The organism is Bradyrhizobium sp. USDA 3397 (genome assembly GCF_054060965.1).
This window is the reverse complement of record NZ_JBSSDS010000001.1, coordinates 2,062,127-2,084,297: the sequence shown is the minus strand read 5'-3', so window position 1 is coordinate 2,084,297 and position 22,171 is coordinate 2,062,127. Positions and strand designations below refer to the sequence as shown.

The window sequence follows — 22,171 nt, the reverse complement described above, 5'->3', positions numbered from 1 at the left end:
TCTTCAGGTCATGGTTTGAGGAAACGCGCCCTCCTGTGTGACGGGATGGTCCCGGCACCGACAGGTCCGATCCCCAAAGCTTAAGGGAAGAGGACCACGGGTCGCGAAACGCTTCGCGGGCCGAAACCGGCCCGCGAGCAGGCGGCTTTTAGGGGACTTTGGGGTTGGCTGTCAATTCTTTAGCCTGTCATTCCGGGACCTGCGACGACGGTATTCTTATGTCCTGACCGCCCGGACCGGCTTTGACCCCGCCGCCCGCAATTCGGCAGCAATTTCAGTGTTCAGGACCTGTTCCAGCCGGGTCAGGACTCTCGCGATCGGGGCGGCGTCAGTGACGCGGTGGTCCCAGCGGATCACGACATGGATGGTCTGATCCGGCTCGACCAGCCCATAGCTCAAGACGTAGGGGCCCGGCGTGATCGGGTGGAGCTCGCCGCCGCCATAGGCAGCCACCGAGCTTACCCCGAAGCTGCCGAACCAATTGCCGCGCTGACGGCCGAAATTCAGGCCGGCGGCCCAGGACAGGCGCCGCAATGGCAGCGGCAGGCGCGTCGCCCGCATGATCTTTCGGAACATCGGGACGTCCTCGATCGGGGCCATCTTGCCGCGTCGGATCTCCGCATCGACGGCTGCCAGCGAAAGGTCCTCGGGACCTGCGATCCGCTGCGGCAGAACGCATTCTTCGCCATCATCGACGCGCGCGATCGCGACCGTCGCCACGCTCCTCGGCAGCTCATAGAGGGCCGGCCAAGGCCATTTGGTGTAAACCGTGCGCAGAATCGGCTCGTCCTTTGCAACCAGGGCGAAAGCCTTGACGAACATCGCGGCCCAGCCAGCGGGTGCGGCTGCGTCCGCACGGGCCTCCAGCAGGGGGCGGATATTGAGCGAACGGGCCAGCGAAACGAAAGGTACGCCCATCGAGGCGTGCATGAGGTCGCAGATCAGACGGCGCCGCAGCGAAATGGTCTTGGGCGTCCCGCGCATAGGCCTCCGGTTCCAAATCAAAAGATCAAAATATGTGCAGCGAGCGGGGCCCGCCCGCTCGCTCTAGCACGAACCAACCCGCTTGGGACCAGTCGGTTCGCCGCAGAAGGGATCGCCAATGAGGAGCCTCCTTTAGACCAAAAAATACTCTATTTTCAATTATTTACATCTTGAGCGGGCGGTCCTGGCGGCGCCGGTCGTCACGCGTCAATCGGCTTGTTCAGCGCCTGACTCCCTCGCAGGCCGCCATGATGCCGCGCTGGAACAGCGACCAGTCGAAGCCCAGCGCGATCGCACGGTAGCCACGGTCGATCAACGCGTTGGCCTGGTCGGCGGTGCGCGCCACGCCGCCGATCGGCACGCCGCTTTTGAGGATGCCGGCCTCGGCGCGCGCGATCAGGTCCAGCAATTGCGGATCATCCATCTGGCCGCGCTTGTTGATGGAGGTGGCGAGATCGCCGGGACCGATCACCGCGACGTCGATACCGGGTGTTGCCATGATCTCGTCGATGCGATCGACCGCGTCGACGTGCTCGATCGTGATCATGCAGATCATCTCGTCGTCGGCAGAGGCCATGTAATCAGGCATCGACTGGCCCCAGCGGAACGGCGCGTGGAAGGGGCCCCAGAGCCGATCGCCGCGCGGCGGGTAGCGCACGCTGCGCACCGCTTTCTCGGCATCCGCGCGGCTCGTGATCATCGGGAAGTTGATGCCGAAGGCACCGATGTCCATCGGCGCTTTCGCCAGCCACGGCTCGTTGGCGGCGATCCGCACCAGAGGCGTGCACGGCGTGCCCGTGGTCGCGGCGATCATCGCGTGGGCTTCGGTCAATCCGATCGGGCCGTGCTCGAGATCGACGATGATCCAGTCGAGCGAGCGCGCCATGATCTGCACCATCTGCACGCTCGGGATGGTCGCGATCGCACCGAAGGCGGGGCGACCCTCGCGCCAGAGCTGACGGAGACGGTTGAGCGGCGGAGTCGGGACCGACATGGAAAACCTGCGGGACGATGGCGACGGCAAAGCCTAGCAGCGCGCCGCCAGTGCGCAAGCTCAGGCCACCGCGCGTCCGCCGAAGAACGGCGTCAGCGTGGCGCTGAGACCATGCACGCGGTTCGATGTAAAAAACATCTCGGCGCCGGACTGCGCGATGCCGCCGGTCGGCGGGCCGAGCAGGTCGGAGACGCGGCGGGCGATCGCGGGCGCCGGATCGATCCAGTCGACCGGCCAGGGCGCGAGCTTCTTCATCCGGTCGAGCAGAAGCGGGTAGTGCGTGCAGGCGAGCACCACAGTGTCGGTGCGCGCGCTCGCATCCGAGGCGTCGCCCACGAAGCAAGGAGCGAGCTCGGCGAGGATGGCTTCGTCGCTGATCGGGATGCCGCCGAGCGCGGCTTCGGCCAGCGAAGCGAGCTCGGGCGAGCCGACCAGCGTCACCTCGCATCCTTGCGCGAAATCGCGGATCAGCGCCTTGGTGTACTCGCGCTTCACCGTGCCCTTGGTGCCGAGCACCGAAACGCGGCGGGTCCTGGACTGCGCACAGGCCGGCTTGATCGCCGGCACCGTGCCGACGAAGGCTACGGAATAGGCGGCGCGCAAGCGAGACAGGACCAGGGTGGACGCCGTGTTGCAGGCGATGACGACGAGGTCTGGACTATGCCGGCCGATCAGCTCCCCCATCAGCGGCACGACTCGGGCGATGATCTCGTCCTCGCTGTGGTGGCCATAGGGGAAGAAGGCGTCGTCGGCGACGTAGACGTAATGCGCGTCGGGCCGCCCCGCCACGACCTCGCGGAGCACCGTGAGCCCGCCAAGGCCGGAATCGAACACCAGGATCGTCGGAGAATTGGTCACGTCGCCACCCTAGCCCGGCATGGTTACCATTCGGTTTTTAGGGCGATTTTGCGGCGATCCCGCAAAGACCCGGGGGGCGTCTCGTGTCACGGACGCGCTGCGTCGTCATCCCCGGCGTCACATCGGCCGCGCGGCGCTCACGCGATCCTGTTGGTGGTGGTCCCGCGCTCGGTTGCCAGCTGCTTCTGCAGGCGGTCGATGTTTTGCAACAGGCGCTGGCTGGTCAGCACCAGGAAGTAATAGCCGAATTGCGGATCCTGGAAGTAGATCTCGAGCAGCCGGTCATAGGTGATGGTCAGCACCTGGCCGTCCTCGATGCATTCGACCGTCCCCGTGCGCCGGTTGTCCGGCGTGAGGAAGCCGAGTTCGCCCATCAGCGCTCCGGGCCCGATCTCGACGTTGATCTCCTTGACCAGGAACTTGCCGGTGACGGTGAGGAACATTTCGTTGGCTGGGTCACGCATCTTGAAGAGGATGTCGCCGCGCCGGTATCTGCGCTCGGTCATGAATGGCTTGAGCCATTCGATCGACATGTCGCCTTCGGTCGCATGCCGCGCCTTCTTGACCAGCTTGAGCATCTGCCGCAGGCGCAGGGCGTTGATCGGAAGCATCAGGAGATAGAGCAGGAACGTCGCGACGTTGGCGGAGAGCGCGCCGAAGAGAGCAAAGAACGCGCAGCCGATCATGTTGGCCACGCGCAGAGGGACCATCGTCCGCATCAGGAGTGTGGCGACGAAGAAGACCGCCCCGACCACGGCGAACAGATTGGCGAGTGTGATGTTGTGGACGAAGATCTCCAGGAGCCGGTTGAAGATCGCCTCGTAGGTGACGCTGTCGGGATCGAGGCCCATCTGGACCAGGATTTTCGCGATCCTGAGGTTGTCCGTGGCCGCTTCGAGGATGCGGTCGAGGATCGACGAAACGTCTGCGCTGCCGGACGGCATGGTACTAACCCCACGTAAGGCATTCAGTCCTGGTCGGCACCCGTATAGCCGAATTCGAATGACGACCGCTTGAATGACGCTTCCGGCCATCGTGCCGCAAGGGGCAAATTTTAGCCTGATCGGGCGTTTCGGCAATTGCCCGTTGGTTGCGCGTCCGGCCGCGGGCAGCCGTGATTCGGGCCATCCCTGCGGGCTTGAGCGTCGCGGACGGGCCGAAGCGACCTTCGCTTACGGCTTGGTGGCGGGCTGCACGACCTGCTGTTCGACCAGGCCGAGCCGCCCCGGCAGCGAGCCGGCGCGCAGCAGCATGGCGACGCTGTTGGCCTCTTCCAGGGTGAAATTGCCGGAAATCTGGCCGGAGCCGCCGGTGATCGGCTCGCGGATCACGGGCGCTGAGATCACCTTGTCGTCGAGCACGATGGCAAAGGGCTTTCCGACGTTCTCTGCCGTGATATGGGCAAAGCGCCGCGTGCCGCGGCCGTTGAAGCGGAACGATGCGATCGGCTCCTTGCTCTCGCCGGTCAATCCCGGCCCGGCATAGCTGATATCGCCGCCCTCGAGCGCGCTGTCCTTGGCGACGAGATAAGGAAGCTTGTCCTTGAAGCCGAGCAGGACTTCCGTGCCCGCCGGTGGCGTGCCCGATTGCGCCTGCTGCGCGGACATCGAGAGGTCGATCAGGCGAAAGCCGACCTTGACCTTCCGGGCGAAGATCGCGGTGATTTGCTCGGGCTCCATCACGCCGGGCAGGAAGATGCGGATACGGTCTATCCCCTCGGGCTGGACGCTGGCGAGCTTGACGCCGGCGTCCTTGAGGCGCTGCTCGATCATGGCGATGGAATCTTCGACGAGATCGCGCAGCCGCGCGGCTGATGCGGCATCGGTCGGCGCGAGCTTGAGCAGCCCGTCGCCGGCGTCGGTGACGTTGAGCGCTTGTGTGGGCAGCCCCTCCGCCGCCGCGACGAGCTTGCGCGTGAGCTGTTCGCGGCCTTTGCCGTCAGCGATCTTCACGTCGACGCCGCCGTCGCGGATCGCAAGTCCGGAGAACGCGATGCGGCCCTCGCGCAGGATCTTGTAGACGTCGTCGCGCAAATCCGTGACGACCGCCTCCCGCAAGGCATCGGTGTCCACCCTGTAGACGATCCGCGATCCGCCCAGCTTCTCCATCTTGTCGGCGATGAAGGCCGCGACCTTGACCCGCACCTTGTCGAGCTGGCCGTCGGCAAGCGAGGCACCGGGCAGGGCGATCGCGGATACCATTGTGAACGCAGCGACCAGCCGTGTGATCCGGTTCCGCAGGGGCGTCGTCATGATGACCTCAAGTCTTGCGGCAGGGCGCTGGCGAGCGAATTCAGTGCCAGTACTTGGTCCCCCGATCAGCCGCACAGGTTCAAGCGGCGCAGCCGGTAAGCAATGGACGAACGGCAAATCATCCATCATTCTGGTCCGGCTCGGCCGAACACGGCCGAGGCCTCGCCGAACCAAACTGTCAAAAGATACGGCGGCGGGGACATGCATCTGAGGGAGGACGGAATTCATGGCGGGCATCCACGCGCTCGATCGGTTGATCGGCAACGACTATCCGGAACTGTTGACGGACGAGGAGGTCCGGGCATTCGAGCAGGTCCCCTACGCCGACCGCGTCGCGGCCAAGAGCACCTATGACGCCATCAGGCTTGGTGCCGAGCGCAATCCCGACGGGGCGGCGATCCAGTTCCTGCAAAATGCCGATCCTGCCGACACGCCGCTGGTGGTCACGCACCGCGATTTCATCGCGCGCGTCACCCAGGCCGCCAACATGTTTCACGCGCTCGGCGCCGAGAAGGGCGACGTTATCAGCTTCATGCTGCCCTTGGTGCCGGATGCGTTCGTCACTCTGTTCGGCGCCGAGGCCGCCGGCATCGCCAATCCCGTCAATCCGCTGCTCGAGCCGCACCAGCTCGCCGAAATCTTGGAAGCCGCGAACACCAAGATCCTGGTGGCGCTCGGGGCCGATGCCGGGCACCGACATCTGGCAGAAGGTCGAGCAGATCCGCCCGCAGCTGAAGCATCTGAAAGCCATCGTGCAGGTGTTCGGCGGCGGCGATCCGGCCAATGGCATCTTCGCCTTCAACGACCTGATCAAGCAGCAGCCGTCGGATCGGCTGGTCAGCGGGCGCAAGATTGGCGGCAGCGACATCGCCGCCTATTTCCACACCGGCGGCACCACGGGTACGCCCAAGCTGGTGCGGCATACCCATGCCAATCAGGTCTATCAGGCCTGGGCACTCAATCTGCTGCTGAAGGGCAAGCCCGGCGCCAACCTGCTGTTCGGCATGCCGCTGTTTCACGTCGGCGGATCGCTGACACAGGTGCTGACGACTTTGTCGGGCGGGGGCTCGTTGGTCGTGCTGTCGCCGAGCGGCTGGCGCAACCCGAACGCGGTGAAGAACATCTGGCAGCTCGTCGCGCGCTTCAAGCCTGAAGCTCTGTCGAGCGTGCCGACCGTGCTCGCCGCGACGCTCGCGGTGCCGCCGGGGAATGCGGATATCTCGAGCCTGAAATATGCGGCCGGCGGCGGATCGGCGATTCCGGTCGCGGTCGGTTCGGCGATTCAGGAGAAGCTAAAGCTGCCGGTGGTCGAGGTCTACGGCATGACCGAGACCTCGAGCGTGCACACGCTCGCTTATCCGGGCCGGCCGATCCGGCTCGGCTCGGTAGGCCTTCCCATGCCCTATGCGCGGGTGCGCATCGTGCAGCTCGACGCCGATGGCCGCCTGATCCGCGACTGCAAGCCGGACGAGATCGGCGTCGTCATCATGGCCGGACCCGGCGTGTTCGGCGGCTATCTCAACGACGAGCACAACAAGAATGCCTTCATCGACGGGGTCTGGGTCAATTCCGGCGATCTCGGCCGGCTCGATGCCGACGGCTATCTGTGGATCACCGGCCGGGCCAAAGATCTCGTGATCCGCGGCGGCCACAACATCGATCCGGCGCCGATCGAGGAGATCATGTTCCGCCATCCCGCCGTCGGCTTCGCCGCGGTGGTCGGCCAGCCCGACGCTTACGCCGGCGAACTGCCGGTGGGCTACGTGCAGTTGAAGCCCGGCGCAAAGGTCGAGCCGGGTGAGCTGGAAGCCTGGGTGCGCGAGCGCACGCCGGAGCGCGCCGCCGTCCCGGTGCAGGTCATCCCGATCGACCCGATGCCGGTGACGGGCGTCGGCAAGGTGTTCAAGCCGCAGCTGCGCTGGGACGCGGCCGAGCGGGTGTTCACAAAGGTGCTGGCGCCGCTGGTCGAGCGCGGCATTGATTGCAAGGTGAAGGTCGGTCCGCACGGCAGCCACGGCTCGATCGCGACCGTAACGCTGACGGGCCTGCCGGCAGGCCAGCGCGAAGCGGTGAAGGGGGAGGTGCACGCACTGCTCGCACCCTTCGTGATGCGCCACGAGGTGGTGCAGGGATAGGTATGATGGCACGTCGGATCGACCAGGCTCGCGCCGCGCGTGCACGGCGAGGGTCGACTGCATTAGCTATAAGTCGCGATCGAGGAGCTTGTGTGATAGACCTCACATAGAAAAATTTGGCTTTCGTCGACGCTCCGAATAGTCTCAGGAAATTGCATCCGAGGGGGCTGCAGTGATTCCGTTGCGGCTGTTTGGTTTATTGATTTTTGCGACCTTACTGGCCTGCGGATCGGCACACGCCGATCGGCGGGTTGCGCTCGTCATCGGCAATTCAGCCTACAAGAGCGCGCCCAAGCTCACCAATCCCGCGAACGACGCCACGCTGATTGGCGGCATGTTCAAGAAGGCGGGCTTCGATTCCGTCGACGTCAGGCTGGATCTCAGTGCGAGCGAGATGCGGCGCATGTTGCGCGAGTTCGCCGGCAGGTCACGCGATGCGGACATGGCGGTGATCTACTATGCCGGCCACGGCATCGAGCTCGACGGCAACAACTATCTCATTCCGACTGACGCGACGTTGGAGACGGATGGCGACGTCCTCGACGAGACCATCCCTGTCGAGCGCGCATTGTTCGCAGTCGAGCCCGCCAAGCAGCTGCGCCTGATCATTCTCGATGCCTGCCGCGATAACCCGTTTGCGAAGACGATGAAGCGCACGCTGGCCTCGCGAGCGATCGGACGGGGCCTCGCCAAGGTCGAGCCAACCAGCCCGAATACGATGATTGCCTTCGCTGCGAAGGCCGGTTCGACCGCATCCGACGGCGATTCTCGCAACAGTCCGTTCGCTGCCGCGCTGGTCGAGCACCTGCCGAAGCCGGGCCTCGATCTGCGCAAGGCGTTCGGCTTCGTCCGCGACGACGTGCTCAAAACAACCGGCTACAAGCAGGAGCCTTACGTCTACGGCTCGCTCGGCGGCGACGACGTGCCGCTCGTGGTGAAGCCGGCCGCAACCGGACCGCAGGCCAACCCGCAGGACGCGGTTCGCAGGGACTACGAGCTCGCGCTCCAGCTTGCGACGCGCGATGCCTGGGAGGCGTTTCTGGCGGCCTATCCGGACGGCTTCTATGCCAACCTCGCCAAGGGACAGTTGAACAAGATCGGCGCCGAAGAGACACGCGTGGCTGCCGAGCAAAAGGCCAAGGCGGCCGAGCAGGAAAAGGCAAGGCTTATCGCCGAGCGCGCTCAGAAAGCCGAGCAGGAGAAGGCGGCTGCTGCAGCCAAGGCCGCCGAAGAGGCGCGCATCGCCGCGGAGAAGCAAAAGCAGATCGAACAGGCCAGGGCGGAAGCGGCCGAGCAGCAGCGCAAGGCCGCCGAGGCGGCGGCCGCGAAAGCGCTGGCCGAGAAACAGGCGGCAGAGAAGGCCAAGGCCGAGCTGGCCGCCAAGCAGGCCGCCGAGAAAGCGGAGCAGGCCGCCAAACCGGCCGCCGATCGGCAGATGCCCGAAGTCGAGAACCAGAAAGTGGCTGCGCTCGCGCCCGGACCCACATCCACATTATCGGCAGCCGAGCTTTCCAAATCGGTACAAAGCGAATTGCGCCGCGTCGGCTGCCTGACCTCGTTTGCGGAGAGCGAGTGGAGTTCGGCCGCTCAGCGTTCGCTGACGCTGTTCAACAAATATGCCGGCACCAAGTTCGACGTGAAGCTGGCCAGCGTCGACGCACTCGACGCGCTGAAGGCCAAGCCGGGACGGGTCTGTCCGCTGGTGTGCAATTTCGGATTCAAGGCCGACGGCGATCAATGCGTCAAGATCACCTGCCGGGCCGGTTATCGTGTCAATGACGATAACGAATGCGAAAAGGTGCAGGAGAAGAAGCCTGTTGCGACGCGCGAGAACTCCAGACCGCGAGACGATGAGCGGAAGGCAAGCGAGTCCGCGCCGTCAAAGCCGCAGGCGACCGGTCAGGTCTTTTGCAACAGTGCAGGGTGCCGGCCGGTCCGGCAAGGTTGTCGGCTCGAGACGTGGGGCGCCAACAGGGCTGCTGGCTTGATGGCCGGCGGCGGCACCAGCATGATCGAAGTCTGCAACTGAACCGGCGAGTGCCCGCGCCGCTAGCCCGCCGGCATTCGTGTTTCCACCAGGCGCGCCCAGAACGAGGCGCCGTGACCCAGAATGTTGTCGTTGAAGACGTAGGCTGGGTGGTGGCACTCGTTGCCGTCGCCCATGCCGACCAGCACCATCGCGCCGGGGCGTGCTTCCAGCATGAACGAAAAGTCCTCGGCGCCCATCATCGGGACGAACTTGTCGTTGACCCGATCGGCGCCGACGATGTCGCGGGCGACGTCGGCGGCAAGGCCGGCCTCGCGGGCATGGTTCATCGTCACCGGATACATCCGCGTGTACTTCGTCTCGGCCGAGCCGCCATAGGCGCGGGCGATGCTGTCGGCGACTTCGCCGATGCGGCGTTCGACGAGATCGCGCACTTCGGGGTCGAGCGTGCGCACCGTGCCGGCGAGCTCGGCGACCTCCGGGATGATGTTGAAGGCGGTGCCGGAGTGGAATTGCGTGATCGAGATCACCGCCGATTTCAGCGGATCGACGTTGCGCGCCACGATCGATTGCAGCGCGTTGACGATCTGCGAGCCGATCAGCACGCTGTCGACCGACTTATGCGGGCCGGCGCCGGCGTGGCCACCCTTGCCGCGGACGGTGATCTGGATGTTGTCGGAGGAGGCGAGCATCGCACCCGACGTGGTGGCGAAATGGCCCTCGGGCAGGTTCGGCATGTTGTGCATGCCGTAAACCTCCTGGATATTCCAGCGCGTCATCAGCCCGTCCTCGACCATGGCCTTGCCGCCGCCACCGCCTTCCTCGGCCGGCTGGAAGATCATCACGGCCGTGCCGTCGAAATTGCGCGTCTCGGCGAGATATTTGGCCGCGCCCAGCAGCATCGCGGTGTGGCCGTCATGGCCGCAGGCGTGCATCTTGCCCGGGACCTTCGAGGCATAAGGCACGCCCGACGTCTCCATGATCGGCAGCGCGTCCATGTCGGCGCGCAGGCCGATTGTCTTGCCGGAGGCCGACTTGCGGCCGCGGATCACGCCGACCACGCCGGTGCGGCCGATGCCCGTCACCACCTCGTCGCAGCCGAATTCGCGCAAGCGATCGGCGACGATGCCGGCGGTGCGGTGGACTTCGTAGAGCAGCTCGGGATTCTCGTGGAAGTCATGGCGCCAGGCGGCCATTTCGTCGGAGAGGGCGGCGACGCGATTGACGATGGGCATGAGGGAATCCGTTTTCTGGTTGTCGTTTGTAGGGTGGGTTAGCCCCGTGGATGCGCAAGCGCATCCACGGGCGTAACCCACCACGGTTTCCGTGGGAGCGAAAGAGGTTGGTTACGCCCAGCGGACTGCGCTTCGCGCAGGCCGCAAGGCTAACCCACCCTACGATCCTACGCTTCCCCGAACACGCGCCTGAAGATCGTGTCGACGTGCTTGAGGTGATAGCCGAGGTCGAACTGCTCCTCGATCTCGGCGTCGGTGAGATATGTCTTCACCTCACGGTCCTTCTTCAGCAGCTGAAGGAAGTCGCCTTCGCCGCGCCAGACCGGCATGGCGTTGCGCTGCACGAGCTTGTAGGCGTCCTCGCGGCTTGCGCCCTTCTGGGTCAGTGCCAGCAGCACGCGCTGCGAGTGCACGAGGCCGCCGAGGCGGTCGAGGTTCTTCTGCATGTTGGCGGGATAGACCAGCAGCTTGTCGATCAGGCCGGCGAGGCGCACCAGCGCGAAGTCGAGCGTCACGGTGGCGTCCGGGCCCATCATGCGTTCGGCCGAGGAGTGCGAGATGTCGCGCTCGTGCCAGAGCACGACGTTCTCCAGCGCCGGCGTCACATAGGCGCGCACCATGCGGGAGAGGCCGGAGAGGTTCTCCGACAGCACCGGATTGCGCTTGTGCGGCATGGCGGAGGAGCCCTTTTGTCCCTCAGAGAAGAACTCTTCGGCCTCGAGCACCTCGGTGCGCTGCATGTGGCGGATCTCCACGGCAATGCGCTCGATCGAGGAGGCGATCACGCCGAGGGTCGAGAAATACATCGCGTGACGGTCGCGCGGGATCACCTGGGTCGAGATCGGCTCCGGCACGAGTCCCATGGCCTTGGCGACGTGCTCTTCGACGCGCGGATCGATCTGCGCGAAGGTGCCGACGGCGCCGGAGATCGCGCAGGTCGCGACCTCCTTGCGCGCCGCGATCAGACGTTCCTTGGCACGCGTGAATTCGGCATAGGCATAAGCGAGCTTGAGGCCGAAGGTCACGGGCTCGGCATGGATGCCGTGGCTGCGGCCGATAGTCGGCGTCATCTTGTGCTCGAAGGCGCGCTTCTTGAGCGCGGCCAGCACCTTGTCGAGGTCTGCGAGCAGGAGGTCGGCGGCGCGGGTGAGCTGGACGTTGAGGCAGGTATCGAGCACGTCGGAGGAGGTCATGCCCTGGTGCACGAAGCGCGCCTCGGGACCGACGATCTCGGCGAGGTGGGTGAGGAAGGCGATGACATCGTGCTTGGTCTCGCGCTCGATCTCGTCGATGCGGGCGACGTCGAAGATGGCGTCCTTGGCCTTGGCCCAGACCGTCCGGGCGGCCTCCTTGGGGATGGTCCCGAGCTCGGCGAGGGCGTCCGCCGCATGCGCCTCGATCTCGAACCAGATCTTGAACCGGGTCTGCGGCTCCCAGATCGAGGCCATTTCCGGGCGGGTGTAGCGGGGGATCATTGGGCGCTCCAGGAAGGTGGGCGGGCGGTCCCGAGAACGGCGGCGCCGGCCAAAATGCTTTTTACGCCGTGATGTAACAGAGCAGGCAGGGCGAAACAAACGGTCTGGGCCCCGGAAGAAGGGCATCGCCGACCTTTCCACCGGACCGGCCGGCCGGGATGGCGGCGCCTGGCCGCAGATATTAACTGTCAATCACGGATCATTGACTGACAGATATTGAAATCTGTCAGCGAGACGTGTATATCCGTTCTCGGACGCTCCGATTGGGCGTCCCGCGACAAGCCCCGGGGAGCCCGACATCCGAGCCACGCTCGGATCGGAGGGCGGATTGAAGAGCGGGGACCGCGGACGAATGGAGACTTAGACAATGACGACCGAAATCCTCAATTTCACCGGCGTGATTGGGCATTGGCTCAATTTGCTGGTGGCGCGCCAGATCGCGGCGCAGGCTGCAAAACTGCCGCATTAAGGCATAGGCTTTCCGAACAGACCGGCCAGGGCGCTTCGGAAGCAGCCCTAGTGCCGGAGTAAACTGAGCCCTGAATGGGAACATGGTGCTGGCATGAATGAAGCCGTTGTCTTGACGCCGGAGCGGATCCTCGAAGTCACCGAGGACGTGCTCAGGCGTTACGGGCTTGCCAAGGCCACCGTGGTCGACGTTGCCCGTGCGCTCGACGTGAGCCACGGCAGCGTCTACCGCCATTTTCCCAGCAAGGCTTCGCTACGCGAGGCCGTTGCCAAGCGCTGGCTGGACCGCATCGACGCCCCGCTGCTGGCGATCGCCAGGGAGCAGGGGTCGGCGCCCGACAGGCTCGACCGCTGGCTGCGCACGCTGTTCGCGGCCAAGCGTTCGCGTGTGCTCGATGATCCTGAAATGTTCGAGACTTATCTGACTCTGGCGCGTGAGGCCTGCGCGGCCGTCAAGTGCCACAAGGACGCGATGATCGACCAGATCGCCGCGATCCTGACCGACGGCGTGAAGCGGGGCGAGTTTGCCGTGGGCGACGTCAAGGTGACCGCGCGCGCGATCTTCGATGCGACCGTCCGCTTCCACCATCCGGCCCATGCCGAGGAATGGAAGGACGCCGATCTCCCCGCACGCCTCGATGCGACGCTGGCGCTGCTGCTGCGTGGGCTGAAGGCGGCCTAAGGCTGCAGAACCCGTTCAGCCCTGGGTGCTGTCAATCAACCTCGCGTTTTCTGGAGAGCGGCGCCGTCGCGGGGCAAGGGTGCGGATGCCGAATGTCTTCGCGTGTGGAAGGCAGGATCTGACGATGGCACGACCGGCGGACTATCCGGATAAGCGTTGACCGCGATTTCGACGGCGTCCTTCGACCGCCTTCGAAGCCGGTAGAATGTCAGCTCCTGATCGAACATCGGACAGCGAAAGTGGACGATGGCGGTGTCCGGCAGGCGGCAAAGTTCGTCGATGAGCTCGCCTACTGTGATGATGGGGGGATGGTCGACTGCTTTGGGGTGACCCTTACTCATGACCCTTTACTCCTTGTCTGCCGTACTAACCGGAGCCGGGTCGGAACCGTTCCAATTTCGTTCAGCAGATTGAGGATTGCGAGGGATGAGGCTGTGCGGCAGCTTTGCTGCTAGATCCTCGTCAGCCCGCAGGTCGCGGCGAGCCGCACCAGCTGCGCATCGGTGCGCGCGCCGGTCTTCGACTTGATCAGGTAGTGATAATTCTGCACGGTCTTGACGCTGAGATTGAGATGCGCCGCGATCTCTTCGGTGGTGGCGCCGCCGGCAAACTGACGCAAAATCTCGATCTCGCGCTCGCCCAGCTGGTCCAGCACCGAGCCGGTCGGAGACAGGCTGTCCTCCGCCAGCACATGTGCGATGTCGTCGCTCATGGCGCGCTCGCCGCGCGCGACGCTGCGGATGGCGTTCACGACCGCGGACGGCTCGCTGCTCTTGGTGACGAAGCCGGAGGCGCCAGCGCCGAAGGCCGATTTCACCAGCACGGCCTCGTTGTGCATGGTGAAGACGAGAATCCGCGCCCGTGGGCTGCGGGCGCGGATGTTGCGGATCGCCTCCAGCCCGCTCGCGCCGGGCATCGAAATGTCGAGCACCACCACGTCGGGGTCATGCGCCTTGAACGCGCCGTACGCGTCGGCGGCGTTGTCGGCTTCCGCCACGACATGCAGATCGCCCTGGCTCTCCAGCACGCGCCGATAGCCTTGCCGCACGATCGGATGGTCGTCGACCAGCAGCACGGTGATGCCTGTTGCCGCCACCTCGTTCATCCCGGCCTCACGCAGCGAGCGGGATGGTCGCGGCAACGCTGAGGCCGCCGCGGGCGGGCAGGATCGACAGCGATCCGCCGGCCGCCGTGACGCGCTCGCGGATTCCGGTGAGGCCGAAGCCGGCCGATTGCGCGACGCGCTCCGCATCGCCGCCGCCGTCGTCCTCGACGCGGATCAGCAGCGCATCGTCCTCGCCTGCGCGCCGCTCGACGCGGAGCGAGATCTCGCGCGCCGCACTGTGGCGCAGCGCGTTGGTCAGGCATTCCTGTGCGACCCGATAGGCCGTGGTGGCGGCCGGGCCGCTGATATCGGTGAGGTCGCCCCTGAGATCGAGTTGGATCGCCGGCCGCGCCGCGCTGTGCGAGCGCCAGCTGTCGACGAGATTGACGAGGCTCGCCTCGAGCCCGAGCTCCTCCGGCAGCGGATTGCGCAGCCGGTTCAGCGCGTCGCGCAGCGAGGCCATCAGATGGTGCGTCGCCTGCGAGATCATGCGCGCGTCCTGCGCGATCCCATCATCCTTGTGCTGCTTCGTACTCGCCGTCTCGATCGTGTTGGCGAAGGCGAGAATGGCGGACAGATTCTGCCCGAACTCGTCGTGCAGCTCGCGGGCGAGCGCGCGGCGCTCGTCGTCGCGGATCTCGATCAGGCGGCGCGTCAGCGCGGCGCGCTGCTCGGTCGCTTCCTCCAGCCGGCCGCCGAGCTCGTCGACGGCACTGCCGATCATCGCCAGCTCCATCGAGCGGAACCGCGGCAGCCTGGTGCGGTATTGACCGCGCGCCATGCGCTGAAGCGCGGTGACGATCGCGCGCGCCGGCGCCAGCGCATGCGCGATGGCGAGCGAAGCAAGCAGGGCGATCGCCGCCGCCATCAGCAGCGCGACGTCGATGACGTTGAGGACATAGTCCCAGGCGAGCGCGATCGCGGCGGCCGCATGGGGCGTCGCAACGACGGTGCCGGCGGCTGCGGCGCGGGGACTGACGGGCCGCACCACCTCGGCGTGGCTGCCGAGGAAGGTCGGCACGATGGCGGCGAACCAGCGCGGCGGCGTCTTGCCCAGCCCCTCGCTCTGGCCGCAGAGCGGCTTCTCGAAGGCCGCAGCGGGCTGGAACTCGACGCAGACGCCGGGCGAGATCAGCTTCATCGTCTCCAGCGTGCGCCAGTCCGGAACCGGCAGGAGATGCTCGCGGGCCCTGCTGCTGCGCAACAACAGCTCGCGCCAATACAGCGCCTGAAGCGCCTGCGCGACCCGCTGCGCCGACGCCGCCGTCGCCCGATCGACGCTGCGGTAGGCATCGAACGTGGCCCATACGGTCGCGGCTCCTAGGCACAGCGCTACGATCAGAAGCAGGCGGGCTACAAGCTGAAGCACGAGGCGCATGCGATCACCCCCGACGTTTGCTAAGGTCAGCCTAACAACGCCGCCGTGCCTTGCCAATCGCAGGGAACGCTAGGGATTGCAGCTCGGGCAAATTTCCCAAGCCGGATTGGGCATGGGTCTTTGGACCTGAAACGGCGGCTTTGATCTAATCGGTGAGGACACGTTGCAGGCCGGCGCCTGCAAGCCAGGAGCGGTGCAGCATGAGTTCGATGACGATTGGACCAATCGCAAGCCAGGCTGCCGATCCATCCGAGCGCAGCGCGCTGCTGTTCTGGATGATCTTCACCGGGCTGTCGATCTTCGCTGTCGTGCTGCTGTGGCGCTTCGGCCTGATTCATCTGATGCTGACCTCGGACCGCACCTACATTTCAGCGGTGATCGCGGCGCTCTACGTCCTCACCTGCGGCCACTGCTTCCTGCGGACCCGGGCCATCGCGCGGGAAGGGGCCGCGGCGCGGCGCTGCCGCGCCGTGCTGGCGGCACCGGACGGCAGCAAGGCGCTGGATGCGAGCGCGGCGGTGCTGCCGCGCGGATTGGTGCGCGACCATATCCAGAGCCTGGTGACGAAAGCCGCGGCGCAGGACTACCGGCCGGTCGACCAGACGCTGCTGCTACGTAATCTCGCCGATCGCTTGCGCGGCTCCAACGGGTTCGGCGCCTTCGTCTCCGATACGCTGATGAAGCTCGGTCTGCTCGGCACCATCATCGGCTTCATCATCATGCTGGCGCCGATCGCGGGGCTGGACGCCGCCGACAAGGTCGCGATGCGCTCCTCGATGGGCTTGATGAGCGACGGCATGGCGATCGCGATGTACACGACGCTGGCCGGCCTTGTCGGCTCGATCCTGATCCGCATCCAGTACTACATGCTCGACGCCGCGACCCAGCGGGTGTTCTCGGACGCGGTGGTGCTGACCGAGACCTATGTGACGCCGGTGCTGGAGCGCAAGGGTTTTGGAACGCCGTCATGATGGATGATTTCGGTCTCTATCCGCGCGAGGAGCCGTTCGACCCGCTGGGCGTGATGCTGTTCAAGGCGCTCCAGGTGATCGCCTTCCTGTTCTTCCTGGCGCTGCTGGCGGTCTCCCCCGACGCCAAGGACGGCAAGATCGATTCCAAGGCGGAGTTCATGATCACGCTGGACTGGCCGGACAACCACCCCGACGACCTCGACCTGTTCGTGCAGGATCCCGCCGGCAACATCGCCTGGTATCGCCACCGCGAGGCCGGCTTCCTCACGCTCGACCGCGACGACCGCGGTGGCGCCAACAATTTCATCATCGTCAACGGCAAGAAGATCGCCTCGCCGATCCGCGAGGAGATCGTCACGGTGCGTGGCATCCTCGCCGGCGAGTACGTCGTGAACGTCTCGCATTTCGTCGCCACCACCGGAGAGCCTGTGACGGCCAGTGTGAAGGTGCAGAAGCTTAATCCGACCGCGCAGGTGATCTTCGACAACAAGTTCACGCTCGACCACACTGGCGACGAGAAGACCGCGGTCCGATTCCGGATCGATGCGGAAGGCAAGGTCGTCGATGTCGATCAGCGGCCGAAATCGCTGTTGGAGACGTTCCGCAGCAGCTGGCGCAACGGCGGCGATCTCGATGCCAGGACCGGCGTGAGCAGGAACGCTACGAGGGTACGCCGTGAGTAACCTGCAAACGGTCATCCTGACGCTGTCGGTCGCGTATGCCGTCATCGGCGCGCTGCTGCTGGGTCGTTCTGGTCTATGCGCGGCTGCACTGGTCGCTGAAGGCGGTCGCCGTGGTCGTGACCAGCACCTTCTACATCGTCAGCTTCACGGAAATGCGCGGCCTGCTCGGTTGGGCCAGCACGGACCGGCTGCCGACCACGTTCAAGCTCCTGAAGGCCCGCATCGTCGAGCCGCATTCGCTTGATGGCGATCCCGGCTCGATCTATCTCTGGGTCGAGGCGCTGGACGAGGACAATCGCCCGAGCGGCATCCCGCGCGCTTTTCGTGTGCCGTACAATGACCGCCTGGCCGACAAGACCCACGCCGCCGAGAACGAGATCGCGGCCGGACATCCGCAAGGAGGGCGCGCGGCGGATTTCGGCGGCGGCGACGGCAGCCTGATCGACCTGGTTCGAGAATATGTGACGCCGAAGACCATCCTGGAGACCAGCGGCGGCGATTCCTCGACCGGCGAGTTCACTGCGCCGCCGGCCGGTGCCCAGGACGCGGTGTTCACGCCGATTCCGCCGCCCCGGATGCCGCCCAAGGACGAGCAATAGGCCCATCGCCATCATCGTAGAGCAGTGCTGGCAAACGGCCCAGTGCTGGCGCATCTTGTTGACCTCCCTCAATTTGGCCTTATCGGCTTCCAATAAGAATCTGAGGGTGGAGGGTGCGTGCTTCTCGCTGTCTTCTCGGATATCCATGGCAACAGGCAGGCATTCGAGGCCTGCCTGAAGATCGCGCGTGCGAAGGGCGCGGAGGGCTTCGTCCTGCTCGGCGACTTCGTCGGCTATGGCGCCGATCCGGAATGGGTGGTGGACACCGCGATGGAGCTGGTCGCGCAGGGCGCCGTCGCGGTGCGCGGCAATCATGACCAGGCGATCAATTCCACGGCCGAGACGATGAACGCCGAGGCGCAGATCGCGATCGAATGGACCCGCGGCCGCCTCGACACGGCGCAGCGGCGGTTTCTGGCCGAATTGCCGATGCAGGTGGAGGACGATGGCCGCCTGTTCGTGCATGCGGAAGCCTCGCATCCCCAGCGCTGGCACTATGTCCGCTCGACCGTGGACGCCGCCAAGAGCCTGATTGCGACACGGGCCCACGTCACCTTTTGCGGCCACATCCACAGGCCGGCGCTCTATTCGATGTCGGTGACGGCGAAGATGACGAGCTTCGTGCCGAAGTCCGACGTCCCCGTGCAGCTGCTGCGCGGACGGCAATGGCTCGCCGTGCTCGGCTCGGTCGGCCAGCCCCGCGACGGCGATCCGTCAGCGGCCTTCGCACTGTTCGACACCGAATCGTGCCAGATCACCTATTGCCGCGCGCCCTATGACGTCGAGACCGCAGCGAGCAGGATCCGCGACAACGGCCTGCCGCCTTGGCTTGCCGACCGCTTGTTGCAAGGGCGCTGACGGATGCCCAAACCCCTGGTCAAGTCAGGCGCGGAGATCGACGGTTTTACGATCGGCGAATGCGTTCATGCCGGCGGCATGGCGACGCTGTGGACCGTCACCCATCCCGGCATCGACGTGCCCTTGCTGATGAAGATCCCGCGGGTGTCGGAGGGCGAGGACGCCGCCGCGATCGTCTCCTTCGAGATGGAGATGATGATCCTGCCGCGGCTCGCAGGGCCGCACGTGCCGGCCTGCTTCGGCACCGGCGATTTCGCCCGCCAAGCCTATGTCGTGATCGAGCGCATTCCCGGTTCCACGCTGTACAAGCGGCTCCCCGACCTGCCGCTGCCTTATGACGAGGCGCGCCAGCTCGTCGCCAGGATCGCGACAGCGCTTGCGGATCTGCACCGGCAGAACGTGATCCACCACGACATCAAGCCGAGCAGCATCATGGTCCGCGAGAGCGGCGAGGCGGTGCTGATCGACTGCGGCCTGTCGCATCACAACCATTTGCCGGACCTATTGCAGGAGGAATTCCGCCTGCCTTACGGCACCGCGCCCTATATGGCACCCGAGCGGCTGCTCGGGGTGCGTGACGATCCGCGCAGCGATCTGTTTTCGCTCGGCGTGCTGCTTTACTTCTTCACCACCGGCGAGCGGCCGTTCGGCGAGGGTGAGACGCTGCGGGCGATGCGGCGCCGGCTGTGGCGCGATCCGCATCCGCCGCGGAAGCTTCGTGCGGATTGTCCGCCCTGGCTTCAGGAGGTGGTGTTGCGCTGTCTGGAGATCGAGCCGGTGTGGCGCTATCCGACCGCGTCCCAGCTTGCCTTCGATCTCGCTTATCCGGACCAGGTCAAGCTCACCGCGCGCTCGGAGCGGGTGAAACGCGATTCCCTCGGCACAGTCTGGCGCCGGCGTTTCAACCAGGGCGCCATGGCGCCGCGCGCGAAATCCGATGTCGCAGCCCAGATCGCATCGAGCCCGATCCTTGCTGTTGCGCTCGACACGGCGGAGGGCGCTCCGGAGCTGAACGAGGCGCTGCGCGTGACCACCGAGCGCATCCTCGCCACCTTGCCCTCGGCGCGGCTTGCCTGCGTCAACGTGCTGAAGCTGAACCGGATTGCGATCGATCGGACGTTGGACGAGCAGGGCTCCAACAAGCATATCGATCGCCTGGTCGCGCTCAGGCATTGGGCAACGCCGCTCAAGCTGGATGAGAGCCGGCTGTCGGCTCATGTGCTGGAGGCGGTCGATCCCGCCGCCGCGATCCTGGAGTTTGCCAAGGCCAACCAGGTCGACCATGTCATCATCGGCGCGCGACAGAGCTCGTTCCGGCGCATGCTGCTCGGCAGCGTATCGGCCAAGGTGGCCTCGGAGGCGAGCTGCACCGTCACCGTGGTGCGGCCGCCGCGATTGGCGGGGGACGTCGGCGGGCCGGAGGCCGGCGAAGGTTAGGCCGGCCGGGGCGATTTTACAGGCCGGATCAGGCCGCGTGGACGGCAAATGCGCGCTTGCGGCGGATCGGCCAGGCGAATTGCGGTCCCGGCTCGCCGTGATCCGCGCTGCCGCCGAAATACTGGATGATCTCGCGGCAGGGTTCGCAATTGAACAGGTTACGCGACGCGGACGCCTTGGTCATTTCCTTCAGGCAGTTCGGGCAATGCGGTTTCATGGGCGGTCCGGAAAAGAGTTCTTAGTGTCGGCGCGGCGAGCCAAGCGAACGGTCGAGGTCCGAAGTGTCGAGCCCGGCATCGTCGTCCAGCGTGCCATCGGCGCGCTCGAGGCGGCCGAAGAAATAATCGAGGCTCGGATGCGGGCGCCGTGGAATCCGGCACCGGCGCTTCGGCTGACGCCTCACGAGTGCGATCTGCATGACGTCAGCCCCTGGTGCGGTCGCGACGGATGTTGCGGGCCGGACGTGCCGGGGCCTCGACCGGTCCGGCCGAGGGACCGAACACCACGAACGCACTGAAACCAATCCACAACGCCACGCCAGTCCAAACCAGGGTCGTCGTCATGATGTGCTCCCGCGAAAACAGGCAGGAATCACTAGCAATGATTTGCGCGAATCAGTGAAGTCCGGATGAGTACGGACCAAGGCTACAATTTTAAGGTTTGCGCCTTGCAGAACCCGTGGAAGCCGCAGTTCTTCCCGCGTGCGGCCGACGCACTTTGCCGGTGCGCGCATCGTCGAGGATATCCCGGATGCGCCTTGCGTCTCGAACACAGCGAAATCCATAGCGCCCGGTGTAGTCGGCATCGGGCGAACGGGTCGAGCGCCCTGACGCAAAGTTGAGGTGGCCGACGCCGCCGCCGATGTCGAGGATTTCGAATACTTCATCCATGGCGTCGAACGAAGTAGCACTCACGCTGCGTCTGCTCCAGGCCGTGCGCACGATCAGCGCGCGGCGGTCGGTGATCACATAAAGCGTCTGCAGGTCTTGCAGCAGCATCACGAACGGAGCTGCAATCATCCCAACTCCAATCATTGCCAGAGGTTGGGTCGCTTGGTCGATCCAATCGTTGCTGACGGCGATGACGGTCAGCAACAACCAGGGAAATCCGATCCACCAGAGAAATCGCCACATTGTCGCGTTGGCGATGGCGTCGGGCTGCCCCTGCCAGACCACTTGCTCTCCATCCTGAAGGGACTCGGCGAGAAGACGAAGCAGGCCGGCAGTAAACGGAGTGGCGCGGAGTTTATCCATTCCACTTGGTCGTAGCGGCCGCGGCTCCGGTTCGGATCGCGATGGTCTCAGATCGCCTCGCCGCGTGCCCCAAGTGCCGCGTTGCGGATCGCGGCGATGTTGGTCTTGTAGGCCTCCTGCGTGCCGCCTTTGAACACCGAGGTGCCCGCGACGAAAGCGTTGGCGCCGGCCGCGGCGAGCGCACCCGCAACATCGGGGCCGACGCCGCCGTCGACCTCGATGTCGATCGGGCGGCCCGCAACCATCGCGCGGATGTCCCGGATCTTGCCGATCGCGGAGGAGATGAAGGCCTGGCCGCCGAAGCCGGGATTGACCGACATCACCAGCACGAGGTCGACGAGGTCGAGAACGTATTCGAGCGCGCTGATCGGCGTCGCCGGATTGAGCGAGACGCCGGCCTTCTTGCCGAGCGCGCGGATGGCTTGGAGCGAGCGGTGCAAATGGGGACCTGCCTCCGCGTGCACGGTGATGTGGTCGCAGCCGGCTTTCGCGAAGGCCTCGAGATAGGGATCGCAGGGCGAGATCATCAGATGCGCGTCGAAGATCTTCTTGGTGTGCGGGCGCATCGCCCTGATGACGTCAGGACCGTAGGAGATGTTCGGAACGAAGTGCCCGTCCATCACGTCGAGATGGATCCAGTCGGCGCCGGCGGCGTCGACGCTGCGCACCTCCTCGCCGAGCTTCGAGAAGTCCGAGGCCAGGATCGAGGGCGCGATGGCCAGGGGGCGGGGGGCGAAAGCTTGGGTCATGGCGCGTTTTCCCGGGACGGACGGACGACGAATGGCCTCGCCTAACATGGGCCCTTGTGGCGGGCAAT

At 65.5% G+C, this 22,171-nt stretch carries 21 protein-coding genes and 2 pseudogenes; 9 read left to right on the top strand and 14 right to left on the bottom strand.

Going from position 1 to position 22,171, the window contains the following annotated elements; all coding sequences use genetic code 11:
- Positions 1-216: 216 nt before the first annotated feature.
- The 5 genes from ACVWYQ_RS09915 to ACVWYQ_RS09895 all read right to left on the bottom strand — a co-directional run bounded on the left by ACVWYQ_RS09915 (position 217) and on the right by ACVWYQ_RS09895 (position 5,088).
- Entirely contained in the window at positions 217-984 is a 768-nt protein-coding gene (locus ACVWYQ_RS09915) for an acyltransferase (RefSeq protein WP_404539903.1), read from the bottom strand.
- A gap of 220 nt (positions 985-1,204) precedes the next feature.
- A complete protein-coding gene (locus tag ACVWYQ_RS09910) occupies positions 1,205-1,978 on the bottom strand; it encodes an HpcH/HpaI aldolase family protein (RefSeq protein ID WP_157280734.1) in 774 nt (257 codons plus the stop codon).
- A gap of 60 nt (positions 1,979-2,038) precedes the next feature.
- The gene (murI, locus tag ACVWYQ_RS09905; RefSeq protein WP_271544911.1) at positions 2,039-2,836 is read right to left on the bottom strand and encodes a glutamate racemase; all 798 of its coding nucleotides are present in this window, start codon (positions 2,834-2,836) and stop codon (positions 2,039-2,041) included.
- A 137-nt stretch (positions 2,837-2,973) separates the two neighbouring features.
- Entirely contained in the window at positions 2,974-3,780 is an 807-nt protein-coding gene (locus tag ACVWYQ_RS09900; RefSeq protein ID WP_404539907.1) for a Crp/Fnr family transcriptional regulator, read from the bottom strand.
- Positions 3,781-4,008: 228 nt separating this feature from the next.
- Complete coding sequence (locus ACVWYQ_RS09895; RefSeq protein WP_404539910.1) at positions 4,009-5,088, bottom strand: SecDF P1 head subdomain-containing protein; 1,080 nt, start codon at positions 5,086-5,088, stop codon at positions 4,009-4,011.
- 226 nt (positions 5,089-5,314) lie between these two features.
- Between ACVWYQ_RS09895 and ACVWYQ_RS09890 the strand changes: the two are divergent.
- The 3 genes and pseudogenes from ACVWYQ_RS09890 to ACVWYQ_RS09880 form a co-directional block, all read left to right on the top strand.
- Positions 5,315-6,548, top strand: a pseudogene (locus ACVWYQ_RS09890) (AMP-binding protein); the annotation flags it as partial.
- A gap of 27 nt (positions 6,549-6,575) precedes the next feature.
- Positions 6,576-7,223 carry an AMP-binding enzyme gene (locus ACVWYQ_RS09885; protein WP_456727134.1) on the top strand — a complete coding sequence of 216 codons (648 nt, stop codon included), beginning with the start codon at positions 6,576-6,578 and terminating at the stop codon, positions 7,221-7,223.
- Between the two features lie 199 nt (positions 7,224-7,422).
- Positions 7,423-9,252 carry a caspase family protein gene (locus ACVWYQ_RS09880; protein WP_404539916.1) on the top strand — a complete coding sequence of 610 codons (1,830 nt, stop codon included), beginning with the start codon at positions 7,423-7,425 and terminating at the stop codon, positions 9,250-9,252.
- 20 nt (positions 9,253-9,272) lie between these two features.
- Here the strand turns inward: ACVWYQ_RS09880 and ACVWYQ_RS09875 are convergent, their stop codons facing one another.
- Together ACVWYQ_RS09875 and purB are read right to left on the bottom strand one after the other, a co-directional pair.
- A complete protein-coding gene (locus ACVWYQ_RS09875) occupies positions 9,273-10,445 on the bottom strand; it encodes a M20 aminoacylase family protein (protein ID WP_271544902.1) in 1,173 nt (390 codons plus the stop codon).
- Between the two features lie 167 nt (positions 10,446-10,612).
- The gene (gene purB, locus ACVWYQ_RS09870) at positions 10,613-11,920 is read right to left on the bottom strand and encodes an adenylosuccinate lyase (RefSeq protein ID WP_404539923.1); all 1,308 of its coding nucleotides are present in this window, start codon (positions 11,918-11,920) and stop codon (positions 10,613-10,615) included.
- Positions 11,921-12,482: 562 nt separating this feature from the next.
- Here purB and ACVWYQ_RS09865 point away from each other — a divergent pair.
- Entirely contained in the window at positions 12,483-13,070 is a 588-nt protein-coding gene (locus tag ACVWYQ_RS09865) for a TetR family transcriptional regulator (RefSeq protein WP_404539926.1), read from the top strand.
- A gap of 451 nt (positions 13,071-13,521) precedes the next feature.
- Here the strand turns inward: ACVWYQ_RS09865 and ACVWYQ_RS09860 are convergent, their stop codons facing one another.
- Positions 13,522-14,175 carry a response regulator gene (locus ACVWYQ_RS09860; RefSeq protein WP_404539928.1) on the bottom strand — a complete coding sequence of 218 codons (654 nt, stop codon included), beginning with the start codon at positions 14,173-14,175 and terminating at the stop codon, positions 13,522-13,524.
- 7 nt (positions 14,176-14,182) lie between these two features.
- Positions 14,183-15,553, bottom strand: coding sequence for a sensor histidine kinase (locus tag ACVWYQ_RS09855; RefSeq protein ID WP_404539931.1), 1,371 nt, complete (start codon positions 15,551-15,553; stop codon positions 14,183-14,185).
- Positions 15,554-15,753: 200 nt separating this feature from the next.
- Between ACVWYQ_RS09855 and ACVWYQ_RS09850 the strand changes: the two genes are divergently transcribed.
- The 5 genes and pseudogenes from ACVWYQ_RS09850 to ACVWYQ_RS09830 all read left to right on the top strand — a co-directional run bounded on the left by ACVWYQ_RS09850 (position 15,754) and on the right by ACVWYQ_RS09830 (position 20,101).
- Positions 15,754-16,524 (top strand): MotA/TolQ/ExbB proton channel family protein, encoded by a 771-nt coding sequence (locus tag ACVWYQ_RS09850; RefSeq protein WP_404539934.1) that lies wholly within the window; start codon positions 15,754-15,756, stop codon positions 16,522-16,524.
- A complete protein-coding gene (locus ACVWYQ_RS09845) occupies positions 16,521-17,207 on the top strand; it encodes a hypothetical protein (RefSeq protein ID WP_036043556.1) in 687 nt (228 codons plus the stop codon). The genes ACVWYQ_RS09850 and ACVWYQ_RS09845 overlap by 4 nt, the downstream gene beginning before the upstream one ends.
- Positions 17,200-17,806, top strand: a pseudogene (locus ACVWYQ_RS09840) (hypothetical protein). Before ACVWYQ_RS09845 ends, ACVWYQ_RS09840 begins: the two are co-directional and overlap by 8 nt.
- 117 nt (positions 17,807-17,923) lie before the next feature.
- Positions 17,924-18,664 carry a metallophosphoesterase family protein gene (locus tag ACVWYQ_RS09835; protein WP_338122542.1) on the top strand — a complete coding sequence of 247 codons (741 nt, stop codon included), beginning with the start codon at positions 17,924-17,926 and terminating at the stop codon, positions 18,662-18,664.
- Positions 18,665-18,667: 3 nt separating this feature from the next.
- Positions 18,668-20,101: a protein kinase domain-containing protein gene (locus ACVWYQ_RS09830; RefSeq protein ID WP_404539940.1), complete on the top strand. Its 1,434-nt coding sequence runs from the start codon at positions 18,668-18,670 to the stop codon at positions 20,099-20,101.
- A gap of 28 nt (positions 20,102-20,129) precedes the next feature.
- On the opposite strand, the gene ACVWYQ_RS09825 is transcribed toward ACVWYQ_RS09830, so the two are convergent.
- The 5 genes from ACVWYQ_RS09825 to rpe form a co-directional block, all read right to left on the bottom strand.
- Positions 20,130-20,318, bottom strand: a complete 189-nt coding sequence (locus tag ACVWYQ_RS09825) for a hypothetical protein (RefSeq protein ID WP_109143246.1) — start codon at positions 20,316-20,318, stop codon at positions 20,130-20,132.
- 21 nt (positions 20,319-20,339) lie between these two features.
- Entirely contained in the window at positions 20,340-20,519 is a 180-nt protein-coding gene (locus tag ACVWYQ_RS09820) for a hypothetical protein (RefSeq protein WP_157280726.1), read from the bottom strand.
- Between the two features lie 4 nt (positions 20,520-20,523).
- A complete protein-coding gene (locus ACVWYQ_RS09815; RefSeq protein WP_167361692.1) occupies positions 20,524-20,664 on the bottom strand; it encodes a hypothetical protein in 141 nt (46 codons plus the stop codon).
- 90 nt (positions 20,665-20,754) lie between these two features.
- Positions 20,755-21,354, bottom strand: a complete 600-nt coding sequence (locus ACVWYQ_RS09810; RefSeq protein WP_404539944.1) for a hypothetical protein — start codon at positions 21,352-21,354, stop codon at positions 20,755-20,757.
- Positions 21,355-21,401: 47 nt separating this feature from the next.
- A complete protein-coding gene (rpe, locus tag ACVWYQ_RS09805) occupies positions 21,402-22,103 on the bottom strand; it encodes a ribulose-phosphate 3-epimerase (protein WP_404539947.1) in 702 nt (233 codons plus the stop codon).
- Positions 22,104-22,171: the final 68 nt, after the last annotated feature.

Bases quoted from the DNA above. Each gene is read 5' to 3' on its own strand.
- ACVWYQ_RS09915 (WP_404539903.1), bottom strand. From the start codon at position 984: ATGCGCGGGACGCCCAAGACCATTTCGCTGCGGCGCCGTCTGATCTGC.
- ACVWYQ_RS09910 (WP_157280734.1), bottom strand. From the start codon at position 1,978: ATGTCGGTCCCGACTCCGCCGCTCAACCGTCTCCGTCAGCTCTGGCGC.
- ACVWYQ_RS09900 (WP_404539907.1), bottom strand. From the start codon at position 3,780: ATGCCGTCCGGCAGCGCAGACGTTTCGTCGATCCTCGACCGCATCCTC.
- ACVWYQ_RS09895 (WP_404539910.1), bottom strand. From the start codon at position 5,088: ATGACGACGCCCCTGCGGAACCGGATCACACGGCTGGTCGCTGCGTTC.
- ACVWYQ_RS09885 (WP_456727134.1), top strand. From the start codon at position 6,576: ATGGCCGGACCCGGCGTGTTCGGCGGCTATCTCAACGACGAGCACAAC.
- ACVWYQ_RS09875 (WP_271544902.1), bottom strand. From the start codon at position 10,445: ATGCCCATCGTCAATCGCGTCGCCGCCCTCTCCGACGAAATGGCCGCC.
- purB (WP_404539923.1), bottom strand. From the start codon at position 11,920: ATGATCCCCCGCTACACCCGCCCGGAAATGGCCTCGATCTGGGAGCCG.
- ACVWYQ_RS09865 (WP_404539926.1), top strand. From the start codon at position 12,483: ATGAATGAAGCCGTTGTCTTGACGCCGGAGCGGATCCTCGAAGTCACC.
- ACVWYQ_RS09860 (WP_404539928.1), bottom strand. From the start codon at position 14,175: ATGAACGAGGTGGCGGCAACAGGCATCACCGTGCTGCTGGTCGACGAC.
- ACVWYQ_RS09855 (WP_404539931.1), bottom strand. From the start codon at position 15,553: ATGCGCCTCGTGCTTCAGCTTGTAGCCCGCCTGCTTCTGATCGTAGCG.
- ACVWYQ_RS09850 (WP_404539934.1), top strand. From the start codon at position 15,754: ATGAGTTCGATGACGATTGGACCAATCGCAAGCCAGGCTGCCGATCCA.
- ACVWYQ_RS09845 (WP_036043556.1), top strand. From the start codon at position 16,521: ATGATGGATGATTTCGGTCTCTATCCGCGCGAGGAGCCGTTCGACCCG.
- ACVWYQ_RS09830 (WP_404539940.1), top strand. From the start codon at position 18,668: ATGCCCAAACCCCTGGTCAAGTCAGGCGCGGAGATCGACGGTTTTACG.
- ACVWYQ_RS09825 (WP_109143246.1), bottom strand. From the start codon at position 20,318: ATGAAACCGCATTGCCCGAACTGCCTGAAGGAAATGACCAAGGCGTCC.
- ACVWYQ_RS09820 (WP_157280726.1), bottom strand. From the start codon at position 20,519: ATGCAGATCGCACTCGTGAGGCGTCAGCCGAAGCGCCGGTGCCGGATT.
- ACVWYQ_RS09815 (WP_167361692.1), bottom strand. From the start codon at position 20,664: ATGACGACGACCCTGGTTTGGACTGGCGTGGCGTTGTGGATTGGTTTC.
- ACVWYQ_RS09810 (WP_404539944.1), bottom strand. From the start codon at position 21,354: ATGGATAAACTCCGCGCCACTCCGTTTACTGCCGGCCTGCTTCGTCTT.
- rpe (WP_404539947.1), bottom strand. From the start codon at position 22,103: ATGACCCAAGCTTTCGCCCCCCGCCCCCTGGCCATCGCGCCCTCGATC.